12 protein-coding genes are annotated in these 13,652 nt (G+C 60.8%); 3 read left to right on the forward strand and 9 right to left on the reverse strand.

Translation table 11 applies throughout. The features are described from left to right. Window positions 1-167 precede the first annotated feature (167 nt). Window positions 168-848 carry a response regulator transcription factor gene (locus EN885_RS26120; protein WP_348627328.1) on the reverse strand — a complete coding sequence of 227 codons (681 nt, stop codon included), beginning with the start codon at window positions 846-848 and terminating at the stop codon, window positions 168-170. Continuing rightward, complete coding sequence (locus EN885_RS26125; RefSeq protein ID WP_128243226.1) at window positions 826-2,430, reverse strand: HAMP domain-containing sensor histidine kinase; 1,605 nt, start codon at window positions 2,428-2,430, stop codon at window positions 826-828. Before EN885_RS26125 ends, EN885_RS26120 begins: the two co-directional genes overlap by 23 nt. A gap of 278 nt (window positions 2,431-2,708) precedes the next feature. Here EN885_RS26125 and EN885_RS26130 point away from each other — a divergent pair, with 278 nt between their 5' ends. Next, window positions 2,709-4,079 carry an SLC13 family permease gene (locus EN885_RS26130; protein WP_128243227.1) on the forward strand — a complete coding sequence of 457 codons (1,371 nt, stop codon included), beginning with the start codon at window positions 2,709-2,711 and terminating at the stop codon, window positions 4,077-4,079. 1 nt (window position 4,080) lies between these two features. Next, complete coding sequence (locus EN885_RS26135) at window positions 4,081-5,271, forward strand: glycerate kinase (RefSeq protein WP_128243228.1); 1,191 nt, start codon at window positions 4,081-4,083, stop codon at window positions 5,269-5,271. Window positions 5,272-5,496: 225 nt separating this feature from the next. Here EN885_RS26135 and EN885_RS26140 read toward each other — a convergent pair whose 3' ends face one another. The 5 genes from EN885_RS26140 to EN885_RS26160 form a co-directional block, all read right to left on the reverse strand. Beyond that, window positions 5,497-6,537, reverse strand: coding sequence for an ABC transporter substrate-binding protein (locus EN885_RS26140; RefSeq protein WP_128243229.1), 1,041 nt, complete (start codon window positions 6,535-6,537; stop codon window positions 5,497-5,499). A gap of 11 nt (window positions 6,538-6,548) precedes the next feature. Further along, entirely contained in the window at window positions 6,549-7,286 is a 738-nt protein-coding gene (locus EN885_RS26145; RefSeq protein WP_128243298.1) for an ABC transporter ATP-binding protein, read from the reverse strand. After that, window positions 7,283-8,131: an ABC transporter permease gene (locus EN885_RS26150; RefSeq protein ID WP_128243230.1), complete on the reverse strand. Its 849-nt coding sequence runs from the start codon at window positions 8,129-8,131 to the stop codon at window positions 7,283-7,285. The genes EN885_RS26145 and EN885_RS26150 overlap by 4 nt, the downstream gene beginning before the upstream one ends. Further along, complete coding sequence (locus tag EN885_RS26155) at window positions 8,128-9,465, reverse strand: LLM class flavin-dependent oxidoreductase (RefSeq protein WP_128243231.1); 1,338 nt, start codon at window positions 9,463-9,465, stop codon at window positions 8,128-8,130. Before EN885_RS26155 ends, EN885_RS26150 begins: the two co-directional genes overlap by 4 nt. A gap of 296 nt (window positions 9,466-9,761) precedes the next feature. After that, window positions 9,762-10,106 (reverse strand): anthrone oxygenase family protein, encoded by a 345-nt coding sequence (locus tag EN885_RS26160; protein WP_348627605.1) that lies wholly within the window; start codon window positions 10,104-10,106, stop codon window positions 9,762-9,764. A gap of 266 nt (window positions 10,107-10,372) precedes the next feature. Here EN885_RS26160 and EN885_RS26165 point away from each other — a divergent pair, with 266 nt between their 5' ends. Continuing rightward, on the forward strand, window positions 10,373-10,972 hold the full coding sequence (locus EN885_RS26165) for a TetR/AcrR family transcriptional regulator (protein WP_128243233.1): 600 nt from the start codon (window positions 10,373-10,375) through the stop codon (window positions 10,970-10,972). Window positions 10,973-11,054: 82 nt separating this feature from the next. Here the strand turns inward: EN885_RS26165 and EN885_RS26170 are convergent, their stop codons facing one another. Together EN885_RS26170 and EN885_RS26175 are read right to left on the reverse strand one after the other, a co-directional pair. Then, entirely contained in the window at window positions 11,055-12,221 is a 1,167-nt protein-coding gene (locus EN885_RS26170) for an FAD-dependent monooxygenase (RefSeq protein WP_128243234.1), read from the reverse strand. Window positions 12,222-12,392: 171 nt separating this feature from the next. Further along, window positions 12,393-13,622 carry an MFS transporter gene (locus EN885_RS26175; protein ID WP_164897917.1) on the reverse strand — a complete coding sequence of 410 codons (1,230 nt, stop codon included), beginning with the start codon at window positions 13,620-13,622 and terminating at the stop codon, window positions 12,393-12,395. Between the last annotated feature and the right edge of the window lie 30 nt (window positions 13,623-13,652).

Consider the following 13,652-nt stretch of genomic DNA (forward strand, 5'->3'; position numbering starts at 1 on the left):
GGTGCAAGCCGTTGGGGGTGGGCAGTCTCACCTGAACTTCGGCTTGGCACCAACTGCGGATATGCAAGCACTGACGAACCTGGCAGGTCGAGGCTGAAGGCCACGAACGAGGAGGCGGCGCAATGAAATTTCCGGCTTGGGCGGGCGAAAGAGGTTCGCTCTACCTTCTATGGCTTCCGCTCGACCAGCATGTAGCCGATCCCACGGACCGTCTGAATGCTAGCCGATGCATCCGGTCCGAGCTTGGCACGCAGATAGCGAATGTATACCTCCACGATCTTGGTCCCAGGTTCGAAGCTGTATGACCAGACGTTGTTGAGGATGCGCTGGCGGCTGACCACCTTCCCCGCATTGAGCATCAGGAAATGCAGAAGGTCGAATTCACGTCGGGTAAGGCGGATTTCCCGGTCGCCGTCCGTAGAACGGCGAGCACTCGTGTCGAGGTCGAGGCTGCCTACTCGAAGCAACTGCCCCTCCACTGCGCCCGGACGGCGTCGGCGTAGGGCGTCAATCCTGGCCACCAGCTCATCAAAGGCAAACGGTTTCGTCAGGTAATCGTCGGCGCCGCCCTTGAGCCCATCTACGCGATCTTGAATTGTCTCCTTGGCGGTCAGCATCAGGATGAGAACCGGCCACTGCTCCAATCGCACGATCCGGCACAGCTCAAGGCCGTCCAGATAGGGAAGCAGACGGTCCAGGATCACGAGATCGAATGGGTCCGTGCGAATAACGGCCAGCCCCTCGCGGCCGTCCTCCGCGATACTCACGTGAAAGCCTTCGGCCTCCAGCCCCCGGCGGAGAAAGTCGGAGACACGCCGGTCGTCTTCAACGATCAGGATTCGAATCATCGGTGTGTTTTACCAGCGGCAGTCTGATTCTGAGGAGGGTTCCTGAAGGCTCCATTCCTTCAAGGCCGATAGTGCCATCGTGCCTGTCTATGATCTCCTTGGCGATCGCGAGGCCAACACCAAGCCCCTCGGCCGTGGATCTCCCGCTGCCACGCCCGCGATAATAACGGTCGAACACGAAGGGGAGATCGTTGGCATCGATCCCTGAGCCGCTGTCGCTGATAACGATCTCAAGCATTCCATGGCGCTCAGTCATCTCGACTGCAATCGCCTGGTATGGCTTTGAATACTTTATGGCGTTATCGAAGCCGATCAGCAGCGCTTGCTTTAGGCGCTGCGCGTCACCCCGAATGAGGAGATGGTCTGGGTTGAGCGACAGATCGACGGATATCTGCTTGGGACCGGCGAGTACGGAAGCCTCCTGAACGGCCGCCTTCACAACCTCACCGGAATCGATGTTGTGCAAGGAAAACCGGAAATCTTCGGCTTCGGAGCGGGCGAATGCCAGAAGGTCCCCCAGGTTGCGAGCCATGTCTTCAGCATGATTGCGGATTCGGCTCAGAGCTTCGCGATAAGGTCCAACACGCGGTTGGCCGCGAAGGGCAACGTCCGCCTCTCCGCGGAGGATCGTCAGCGGCGTGCGGAGCTCGTGGCTTGCCTCCGCAAAGAATTGTGTGCGTCGGCTATTGAGAGCCCTCAGTTGCTCATTGGCTTTCCGCAGTTCGCTCGTGCGCAGCTGAACTTCCGCCTCCAGGCGGTCCTTTACCGAAATCAGAGCGGCACGTTCGATCTCAAGGGCCTCGGCCATGCTGTTGAAACTTCGCGACAAGGAAGCGAACTCGTCGCGTCCGGTCGCAGAGATGCGATGGTCGAGCTTACCTGCAGCGATGGCCTTGGCGCTCTCATTCAGCTCACGCATAGGTGTGGCGATTGACCGTCGCAGGACGAGGCCGGAGCCGAGACTGCCCAGCATGAGCAACGCAGAGAAGCCGCCGGTCAGTAGCAGCAGACGCCATTGCGCAGCACGGACGCGGGCGAGCTCCTCTCCAACCTCCCGGCGCTCATCGTGCAAGGCGGCTTCGATCATTTCTTCGAAATCGTTCTCTAGTCGATGCTCCACATCGTTGCGGAACGCGTCTACGATGCCGGTTGGCTCCGGCTTTGTTCGCTGACTGAACAGTCGCTGGGCAGCCAGATCGATCGCCTCAAACAGCGCCTTGATGCGGCCTACGAATCTGAGTTCGGTCTCCTCCTCGCGTCTATCGCTCCAATATTGGAGAACGCCGAGCTCCTCGCGCGTCGCGCCCTCCAGTTTGTGGAATCCGGATTTCAGTGCTCGTCGTGCCGCTTCGAAATCCGGCATCTGTTCGGGCCCAAGCAGCAAAACCTCGGCGAGTTGCTCGGTGTAATTGTTGGACTGCCCGTTGAGTTCGGCGAGCGCTTCGAACCGCCCGTGGACGCTGTCGATGCGGCGGACGAATTCCTCTGTCAGATGGAGCGTTGCGAACGCCAGTCCTGAAATCAGCCCGACAAGGGCGAGAATGACGATTTGAAATAGGAGGATGCGGCCTCGAACGGTCATGCGGTGATCCTGCCGGCGATCGGATAGCGTCTCTCACCAAATTCTAACCGGAGCTCTGCCGAGCGTCTAATCGGAACATCCTAAGTTCGAGCGCGGGGCCGTGTTGCGCCCCCGCCGCCACATCGGCGACGAGCTCGAAGAGGTTTCGGTTGGCACAAGTAGATTTTCAGACTGACATTGACGCCACGCTTCGGGACGCCGCTCCTCGGGAAAGGACACCGCCGGCGCTCTGGCCGATATGGCGAGCCGCACTGATCGGAACCTGTGTGTCCCTCTGCGTGGCCGTCATTGAATTCGGCCTCCCCGCGCTTCCGACCGACGCTCGGCGAGCGCTCGAGATCCTGCTTGTCGCGATCATCGGATGGACCTTGACGCCGTTAGACGACACCTTCGTTGCAATTGCCGCTGGACTGGCTATGGCGCTGCTTGTCAACCGTGATTCCGCGGCGCTGTTTCATGCGCTCGGGGATGAATTGATCTGGCTGTTGCTCGCCTCCTTCATGCTGGCGGCCGCCTTCAAGGCAAGTGGGGTCGCAGATCGCATCCTCGGCCTCGTGACGGGGCGCATGCGGTCGGTTCGCACAGTCGCCTATTCTTTGACGGCTGTGATGGTCGCCACAGCCTTCATCGTTCCGTCGACCTCGGGTCGCGCAGCTTTGATGATCCCTGCCTATCATGCGATCGCTGGGCGCTGTGGAAGTGCTCGGTTGCGAAGAGCGTTCGCGCTGCTGTTCCCCACTGTTATTCTGCTCTCGGCCATTGCGTCGCCCGTTGGCGCCGGTGCCCATCTGCTGGCGATCGAAATGGTCGGCCGCCTCTCGGGTGTGAAAGTAAGCTACCTGGAATGGATCGCTTTCGGCCTGCCGTTTGCGGTCGTGAGCACCTTCCTTTCGGTCGAATGCCTGCTCCGGCTTTTCCTGTCGCCGGTGGAACGGCGGATGGCACTTTTGCAGCCGACGACCATCAACAATGCTGGTGCCGGGTTGGCACGGCAGCCGATACTCTGGATCGCCGGCGGCGTTGTCATCGCATGGCTGACCGAACCTGTTCACGGGCTCGATGCCACCGTCATCGCTCTCGGCGGCGCTCTCTTGGCCACGCTTCCTCAGGTCGGCCCCGTGGCGTTTGGCGATGCGATCAAGAGCGCGGAGTGGAAGCTGCTCTTGTTCCTGGCAGCGACGATCTGCTTGGCAGACGGCCTGACGGCATCAGGCCTCCATCGGTGGTTGATCGAGACGATGGTCGATCCGCTGCGCGGCACTGGCTTGGGGCCGCTGGCCCTTGTCTCGTTGCTAGCCTTGCTAGGCCTTTTCAGTCATCTCGTGATCCACAGTCGCACGGCGCGCGTCTCGGTGCTGCTGCCCCCGGCGCTGATGCTTGCGTCGACAGTGCGGCTCGACCCGCTGCTTGCAACGCTTGTCCTCGTCTCGGCAACCGGCTTTTGCCAAACCCTCATGATCTGCGCGAAGCCGGTGGCGCTTTTCGGGGGCGTCGACGACGAAGGCTACGGCCCGAAAGACCTGGCCCTTCTGAGTTCCATCCTGCTGCCGGTGCAATTCATTCTCATCGTCGTGTTCGCAGTGGCCGCTTGGCCAACCATCGGAGCCCTGCTCACCACGCTCGATCCGCAACTTCCGGGAAGGCCTTAGAATGTCGAAAAAGAAAGCGTCGAAGAAAAGAAGACGGCTTCGAGTGTTGGTCGCACCCTCTGGCTTTAAAGAGAGCCTCGGCGTTCGTGACGTCATCGACGCATTGGCGCGGGGCGTCCGCAATGCCGTTCCGACAGCAAAGATCCTGGGCCTTCCGATGGTCGATGGAGGCGAGGATTTTACGCGGACTCTTGTTGAACTGTCCCATGGCGAGCTGCATTCCGTCACGGTGACGGGACCGGTGGGGCAACCCGTGGAGGCTACCGTCGGTTTTCTCGGGCGAGGAAAAAAGCGGACAGCCGTTCTGGAAATCGCGGCGGCTGCCGGGCTCCGGCTTGTCCCCACGGACATGCGGGATCCGACCCGCACCACAAGTTACGGGGTCGGCGAGTTGGTTCGTTTTGCGCTCGATCTTGGCGCGGAAAGAATTCTGATCGGCTGCGGTGACTCGGGCGTCAACGACGCGGGAACGGGCATGGCCCAAGCCTTAGGCGTGCGTCTGCTCGATGGCGGTGGCATTCCCATTTCGGGGAGCGGCTCGGCGCTTTCATCGCTTGCTCACGTCGATCTTTCCAGTCGTGACCATCGCCTTTTGAATGTTCGTATCGATGTCGCTGTGAACCCCTATAACATGTTGCTCGGTGAGAGAGGCGTCGCCCGGGTGTTCGGCCCGCAAAAGGGTGCAACACCTGATCAGGTGGCTTTGCTCGAGCAGGGTATGGAAAATCTCGCTCACGTCGTTCGCCGCGACCTCGGCATCGACGTGGCGCCGCTTGTCGGCGGAGGAGCTTCCGGTGGACTCGGCGCCGGACTTCACGCCTTTGCTGGGGCCCGGCTGCATCCGCGCTTCGATCTGATCCTGCGGTACATGGATCTCGATCATCGACTGGCAAACACCGACATCGTCATGACGGCCGAGGGTGGCCTGGATGGCCAGACGAGCTTTGGAAAGGTGCCAGCCGAGATCGCCCGGCGCGCGAAACGTCACAATCTGCCCGTCATCGCCTTAGCCGGAACCGTCGGAGCAGGCGCCGAGGCGACCCACGAAATCGGCATCGATGCCTTCTTCAGCATTCTGTGCCGACCGTGTTCCCTCGAAGACGCGATCCGTGACGCCGACACGCTGCTGGCGAACGCAGCCGAACAGGCATTCCGGCTGATGTGGGCAACGCGCGCATTTAAGTTCAGATAGTGGATCCCGTGCCAAGCAATGGCCCGTCAACGCGTGCAGCTGTTACGGATTGTGAGCCAATCCGTCGCCGCAAGGGCTGCTGGCGATCGACGGCTGCAGAGAGGAACGATAGGCAATTTCGGGTCAACCATGTCGGCGGCCGTTATAGGTATCATCGTTGGTCTTGCCGGGCTTGCAGCCGGAGGGCGGCGGCAGGGGCCGACCGCAACCGATTCGCCGCCCGGATCATCCATCCGTGTGCAGTTCGGTTGCTGACTTGCTTTTATCGCTCAAGCCGTCAAAGCGAAGATCGAACTCGTCCTCCGCCTTGAGCACTCTGCCCTTGAACTGACCAGCAGACTGCAGGAGATCGATCGTATCCTGCTGACGCGGAATGATCTCGGATTTCCAGTCCGGGATTCGGCTTTTGCCGGTCTCGGATTCGATCACCGACTTTGCGTCGGCCTCGCTCAGTCTCTGATCTTTTTGGAGATACTCACTTTTCCAGACATCGAGATGATCGTTCTTCCATAGGTGAGCCCGGTACCAGTGGACGACAAGGTCGCGGATAGCTGCGGCTTGCGCGGGATCGGCGAGCGCGGTCTTGCTCGCGTAGAGGATCTTCAGGTTCTTGTTGCTTTCCGGAGCGTTGTCTAGCTCGATGGCGTTTGTGCCTGCGACTGATTTGAGGTAGCGGGCACGATCGGGCTGCTTCAGGACGGCAACGTCGATCTGGTCGGCGCGCAACGCATCGGCGAATTCGGCAAGGCCCAGGTTGATAGGAACGATGTCGTTGGCGGTCAGTCCAACCGATCGCAGATTTCTAAAGACGATGGCCTGCTGTGCAGTGCCAGGATTGATGCCGATCTTCTTGCCCTTCAGGTCCTTGAGTTCCTTGATGCCTGATCCAGGAGCCGTCGCAATGATCGTTGTCGGTCCTTCGGTGACCACAACACCGACGATGACGACGTCAGCACCGGAATATTGCGCAAGGATGGGAGGCACATCTCCCACGGCTCCGACCTGCGCCGCGCCTGCCCGGATAGCCTCCAGTCTCAGCGGTCCGCTGGTAAAATTGGCGAAAGAGACGTCGGCGGCGAGCTTGTCATATTCTCCGGAGAGCTTCAGCAGGCTCGCCGCGTTGTTGGCGTCATCCGCCAGCACGATCTTGGCTCCTACCGGCACCTTGGTGGGCAAAGAGGCGTCCTGGGCCGAAGCGACGCCGGCAACGAGGGCTGCGAAAAGTGCGACGATGCCTGCACGAAATGCTTGACGACGATCTGTCATTGGTGGGCCTCTCAATGTCTGTCTATGGGTCTGGCTATGGGAAACGGCACGCCGAGCCGCTCCAAGATCTCGTTGCGGAGCTTTTCGGAGCGGTCGAGAGACGTGCGGGCGGCGGCAACCTCGTGGTTCGACGAGACGACGCCGTCGGATATGATCAGCACCCGGTCGGCCAACCTCAATGCCTCCTCCACATCGTGCGTAACGAAAAGAACGGACGGCTGGTGGCGCCTGCACAACTCCAGGAGAAGCCGCTGCATGCGGATCCTGGTCAGGGCGTCGAGTGCGCTGAACGGCTCGTCGGCGAGGAGAAGGTCGGGACTGCGCACGAGCGAACGCGCCAGTGCGACGCGCTGCTGCTCGCCCCCGGATAACGTCTTCGGCCAGGCGGAGATTCTGTGCTGAAGCTCGACTTCTCTCAGCGCGGATAGGGCCCGCTCGCGCACATCCGGCCCATCGAGGCCGAGCGTCACATTCTCGATGACGCTCTTCCATGGCAACAGCCGCGAATCCTGAAAGAGCACCGATCTGCGCGGCGGCACGGTGATCCGCCCCGCCCCGTCTGCTCCATCGTCGAGCCCGGCAAGAGCCCGCAGGATCGTGCTCTTTCCAGAGCCGCTCTTGCCGAGGAGAGCAACAAATTCGCCCCGGCGAATATCGAGGTCTACGCCGCGCAGAACATCATGACCGGAGAAACGCCGGACGAGCCCCTCCACTTTTACAACGGCGACGACCGGCAGTGACCGGCTCAATGATCGAGCGACTGACGCCACGAGAGCACCCTTCTTTCGATCAGACGCACGACGGCGTCGGACAGGAAACCAAGAAAACCGTAGACGATCAGTCCGAGCAGCACGACTTCGGTTTGTCCGTAAGTGCGAGCCTGGCCGATCATGTAGCCTATGCCGCTCGTCGCGTTGACCGTCTCTACGACGACGAGCGCCGTCCACGCGCCTGTGACCCCCAACCTAAGGCCGGTGAAGAAGCCAGGCAGCGAAGCCGGAACGACGATGTCGCGAATGAAACCTAGACGCGAGAGCGAGAGAGTCTGGCCGAGCTCCACATAGCGGCGGTCGATGCCCCTTAGAGCAGCGTGGGTGTTGATATAGATCGGCACCATAACACCAAGGGCGATCGTCATGACCTTCATCGTCTCTCCGATGCCGAGCCAGATGATGAAGAGCGGGATAAGCGCGAGGCTGGGGATCGCCCGCTTCACCTGGATATTGCCGTCGATGAGGGAGTCGCCCAGCCTGCTCAAACCAGCGAGGACTGCGAGGAGAAACCCCGAGAAGACACCAATGAGGAGACCGATCGACGCCCTTTGCAGCGACATCAGCATGTCGGAGGCGAGGACGCCGCTTCCTGCGAGCTCGAGGAAAGAATCGAACACTGCGGCGGGGCCAGGCAGCTTGGCTTGGGATATCCATCCTTGCGCAGAGGCGGCATACCAGACAAGCAGCACGAGAGCGGGGCCGAGAACCCTTTGCCCAGTGACCGATTTGCGCGGCAGCAGCCGCACGCCCGACCGCGCATCCGTTATTGCGGTTTCGGCGACACGGCCCCTAGAGGGGTTCGAGAATGAGACGAATGTCATTCCGCAGCCGCCGCGAAGGCGCGCGAGGCGCTCGGACGGTCCAGGCCAAGATGCTCCCTGAGCGTTGAACCTTCGTATTCGCTGCGGAACAGGCCTCTTCCCTGAAGAATCGGCACAATCTGGTCGACGAATGTCTCGAGCGACGAGGGAAGGGCTGGAGGGATCAGGTTGAATCCGTCCGCGGCCCCATTCTGAAACCATTCGACGATCGTGGCGGCGATCTGCTCCGGCGTGCCGGTTGCTATCCGGTGGCCCCGCCCTGCGCTTAGCCGCCTAAGGAGCTGCCGGAGGCTCAATGTCTCCGTGGACGTCAGCTTGTGGATGAGATCGTGACGGCTCTTATGGTCGATGGCGACATCTGCTCGCGGAGGAATTCTCACTGTGTCGTCCAGATCATGACCGGAGAGGTCGATGCCCGTCACGCGCGTGAGTTGCGCGAGGCCGTATGTGGGCAGCGTCAGATTTTCGAACGTGTCCTGCAGGCCATGCGCCTCCTCGTCGGTTCCGCCGATGAAGAAAGAGAGGCCCGGCAGGATGAGAACCTTCTCCGGATCGCGGCCATGAGCGAGCACCCGCGACTTGATTTCGGCGTAGAAGGCCTGAGCGTCCTCGATGACGGGCTGCGCCGTGAAGATGGCGTCAGCGTATCGCGAGGCAAGTTCCTTGCCCGGTTCCGACGACCCCGCTTGGAACACGACCGGACGCCCCTGGGGCGAGCGCGGCACCTCGAGAGGTCCTGCCACTTTGAAATGCTTCCCGCGATGGTCGATGCTGTGGATGCTGTTGGGATCGACGAAAATGCCTTTGTCCTTGTCGCCGAGCACGGCGTCGTCGTCCCAACTGTCCCAGAGCGCATTGACGACCTGCAGGAACTCGGTCGCCCTCTCGTACCGCGCGTCGGGATCTGGGTGGTGCTCGAAACCGAAGTTTGCAGCCGCGGCGGCATTTGCCGTGGTCACGGCGTTCCACGCTGCACGCCCCTTGCTGACATGGTCGAGCGTGGCGAACCGCCGCGCCAGCCCATAGGGATCGTTGTAGGTCGTCGAGGCTGTCGCCACCAGTCCGATGCGGCTGGTGACGCCCGACAGGGCCGCTATCAGCGTGAACGGGTCGAGCGCATCCCAGGGACGGTCCTGCGAGCGGTCCTTGAGGACAGGATGATCGGCAAAGAAGATCGCATCCAGCTTGCCTCTCTCGGCCACCGACGCGAGGTTGCGATAGTGATCGATGTCCGTGACTGAGGCGGTTCGGGTCTCCGGCAGTCGCCATGCGGCCTCGTGCTGGCCGACGTTCCTGAGAAAGGCATTGAGATGGATTTGACGGGGCTTGGGCATGGTCCCTCCTTTCTTGTAGTCTATATAGTTGACAGACTTAGTAGATATTACGAGGGAGGATTTTCGGAAATTCCGAAGCCCGTTAGGAAATGTCGCCAATTTCGTTGCTGCCGAAGAGAAAAGTGTGGCGTTCCTCGGAGTTCCGAGGCCAGGTATTGCACGCCTTGCAATCAACCCGCGAGCACGTAAGCTCAATCTGGCATTCGTCCGATTTCGCCGTGGGCGCCGGCGGCATTCCGCTCAAAGCGATGTAAGGCAGGAAGTCACCCGCCCGTCATCCGGGCCAGGCGATCCGGTCACAACCTCACCAGACCGAGGCCGGCAAAAACCAAGGCGATTCCTGAGGCGATGGTTCGGGCCTGGTTCCAGAACTGCCATCGTTGTGAATAATCCTGCCAGATATGGCGCGCAGTCTCGATATCGTCGGGAATGGCAGTTGCGGCCAATGCCTCGTTCATTGGCACGTTCACCGTCAATGTGAGGAAAAGGCCTGATGTCAGATAGACGAGCGCTGCCGCCGCGAACCAAAACGCAGGCGACTTGCGGCCATCGAAACGCATCGCGGCAGCCGTGAGCCCCAGGACGACCGGCGTCAGAAAGAATGCCGGAAAGAACACGGCGTTGCGAACCGACGCATTCATCGCTTGCATTGCCTCGATTGCCACGCGCGGATCAGTCTGATCGAGGCCCCACATTGTGGAGCAGACCCAAGCGTAGAAAAATCCAAAAATCGCTCCGCAAAAGATGATCGATGTGATCGACAGTCCTACCACTATCCCAGGCATCGCTGCTTCCACCAAACCGTATCGCCGTGTACGCTTTTACATATGCGTACAAACGTGTACGGTTTTGGTCAAGCAGTTTCGAAGCTTGGCAGTTTCGCAGATTGGCAGTTTCGGAGATTGGAATGCGCGAGGACACCAAGGCTGCGCGTCGAGCACAGATCGAGAGGGCAGCCTACAAGCTTCTCAAGGAGAGAGGCTATGGCGGGACTTCCATGCTTGGCATAGCCAAAGAGGCAAAGGCGTCAAACGAAACTCTCTATCGCTGGTATGGCGATAAGAAGGGCTTGTTCAAGACGATGGTCGAGAACAATGCAAGGACCACGAAAGCGGCACTGGATGCGGCAATCAGGGACGAAGCCGATCCTCTGGTAACCCTTGAGGATGTTGCTCCGATCCTCCTTTCGATGCTGCTTGGCGAGCGGGCAATTTCCCTTAACCGCGCGGCTGCTTCTGACGAAAGTGGCGAATTGGGTGCGACGATTGCCGCAGGTGGTCGCGATTCGGTATTCCCGCTGATCGAGAAACTGATCCAGCGCGGCTTGGAGAGCAGCGCGCTGACCGGCCCATCTGCGCGCATCGCGGCCGATTGGTTCTTGAACCTGCTGATTGGTGATCTGCAGATCCGGCGGGTCATTAGCACGCTGCCGGTTCCTTCAGACAAGGATGTCCATTCGAGAGTGGTTGCCGCGATCAGTGCATTTAGAAAGCTCTGCAGCACATGACGGCAAAATTGCTCGATCTGTGGTTATGCATAGGGCGAGCAGGAATAGGTCGGTTTCCAAGGCCATGCATGGAGGCTCGGCGCTACGCGGCGATCCTGACCGGCTCGAAGTCTATGTCGAGAACCGAATCCAACTGCCGGTCCATGAAACGCTCAGGGATGCTCTTCACCAGCAAGTTGCGGAGAGGGACGACAAGCGGGTTCCGCAATTGCGCAACTCCGGCGTAAAAACGCGATTCGGATGCAACGCGATGCGCCCTTTCGAGGCGACGCTTGTCATATTCGCGGATTGCCTGCCCGATCGGATGCCGTCCGAACAAAGCCGCAAGCACCGCCGCGTCTTCAATCGCGAGTCCCGCTCCCTGTCCCAGATCAGGGGTGACGGCATGGGCGGCATCGCCAAGCAGGACCACTCTGCCGCGGGTGAACGCAGGCATTGGATCGAGATCGAGAATGTCCGTCCAGATCATCGAGCCGGCAGGTGTCCGATCGAAGATTTCCGGAATCGGATCGTGGAAACCGGAAAACATTGCGCGCACCTCGGCAAGATCGGCCTGCGCCAGTTTGGGATCGCCGACGCGGTCGGCGCCGCTGCAGGCAAACCAGTAGACTCTTTCGCCGGGAATCGCCGCTAGGCCGATCCGTTTGCCGGCCCCCCAGCTCTCGGTCAGGCGGGTGGGGTCCATTCCTTGCGGAAGGCCGGGCGCGATTGCGCGCCAGCAGACATAACGCGCGAAGCGCTCCCTCGATTGCGGAAACAGCGCCTTGCGAACCACGGAGTGAATGCCATCGCAGGCGAGCACCAGATCGCTCTCCACGCTCTCCTCATTCGCGAAGCGTAGAACGATGCGATCACCCAAGTCACGTGCATCGACGCATTCCATATCGGTGTGAATTATCGAGTGGGGTAGCTGCGAAAGAAGGGCCTTGTGAAGGTCGCCTCGGTGCAGCACAGCCATGCTGAGATGACCGTATCGCTGGCTAAAGCGCTGAAAATCCGTCGATTGAAGAACCTGACCTTTGTCGTCAAGAAGGTCGAGCCGGTGTATCGCCTGCGCATTGGCCACAACCGCATCGTAAAGCCCAAGCGTGCGCAGAGCCCGAAGCGCGTTGGCGCTCAGGCTGAGACCTGCGCCCAAAGGCTTCAATTCGCTCGCCTGCTCGAAAATCTCGACCTCCCAGCCGAGGAGCCGAAGCCCCTTGGCAATCGAAAGTCCCGCAATCCCGGCGCCAACGATGACTGCCCGCATGACCTCCATCCCTGAGAATTCTGAGTAGCGCTGTGATTGGTGTATCCAATCCTGGCCTCGTTCTTAACGAGCGCCTTACCGCGCGAGTTCCCATCGAGTTGCCATTTCGCGCGGCCTGACTTGGGGGAAAGCCGAGGTCCAACCCAAGCTTCACCCGATCGTGGACTCGTCCTAGAGCTTCGTCGCTTCCTTCATGTTGGGAAGAAAAACCGTCAGCAGGCCGAGCAGCGGCAGATACGAGCAGACCTGGAAGACGAAATCGATGCCTTTCATGTCGGCGACGACGCCGAGCACGGCGGCGGCGATGCCGCCCATGCCGAAGGCGAAGCCGAAGAAGATGCCGGCGATCATGCCGACCCGGCCCGGCACGAGTTCCTGCGCGAAGACGACGATGTTCGAGAAGGCCGAGGACAGGATCAGGCCGATCAGCACGGTCAGCACCATCGTCCATTCGAAATTGGCGTAGGGCAGGGCCAGCGTGAAGGGCAGGACACCGACGATCGAGAACCAGATCATCGGCTTCTGTCCGTAGCGGTCGCCGAACGGGCCGCCGAGCAGGATGCCCAGCGCCGAGGCGCCGAGGAACAGGAACAGCATGACCTGCGACATCTGCACCGAAACGCCGAATTTATCGATGGCGTAGAAGGTGTAGTAGCTGGCGAGGCTGGCGACGTAGGCGTTCTTGGTCAGCACCAGCAAGGTCAGCACCGCCAGCGCGCTCATCACCTTGCGGCGCGGAAAGGGCGAGACGAAGGCTGCCGCCTTGCGGTTGGCGAGCGAGGCGCGAAGGCGGCTGTACCAGCCGCCGACCCGCCACAGCACGATGATGCCGATCAGCGAGCCGACGGCAAACCACGCTATGCTGGTCTGACCGAAAGGCACGACGATGAAGGCAGCCAGCAGCGGTCCCAAGGCCTGGCCGAAATTGCCGCCGACCTGGAACAACGACTGCGCCAGGCCGAACCTGCCGCCCGAGGCAAAGCGGGCGATGCGCGAGGATTCCGGGTGGAAGATCGCCGAACCGATGCCGATCAGCGATGCGCCGATCAGCAGCAGCGAATAATGCCCGGCATAGGCCAGCACGATCAGGCCGATCAGCGAGGCCGCCATGCCGTAAGGCAGCGAATAAGGCATCGGCCGCTTGTCGGTGACCATGCCGATCAGCGGCTGCAGCAATGAGGCCGTCACCTGGAAGGTGAAGGTCAAAAGGCCGATCTGCCAGAAATCGAGACCGTAATTATCCTTCAGCAGCGGATAGATGGCCGACAGCAGCGACTGCATGATGTCGTTGACACAATGGCAGAAGCTCACCGCAAGGATGACTGTGAAGGCCGTCGCTTGCGCAGAAGCGTGGCTGGCCGGCGCAGGCGTGGCGACGGTGGTGGCTGTCGTGTCGGTCAAGGCGTGCTCCGTGGCCTTTTTGGCGGGCGC

Source organism: Mesorhizobium sp. M6A.T.Cr.TU.014.01.1.1 (assembly GCF_004022765.1).
GTDB lineage: Bacteria > Pseudomonadota > Alphaproteobacteria > Rhizobiales > Rhizobiaceae > Mesorhizobium > Mesorhizobium mediterraneum.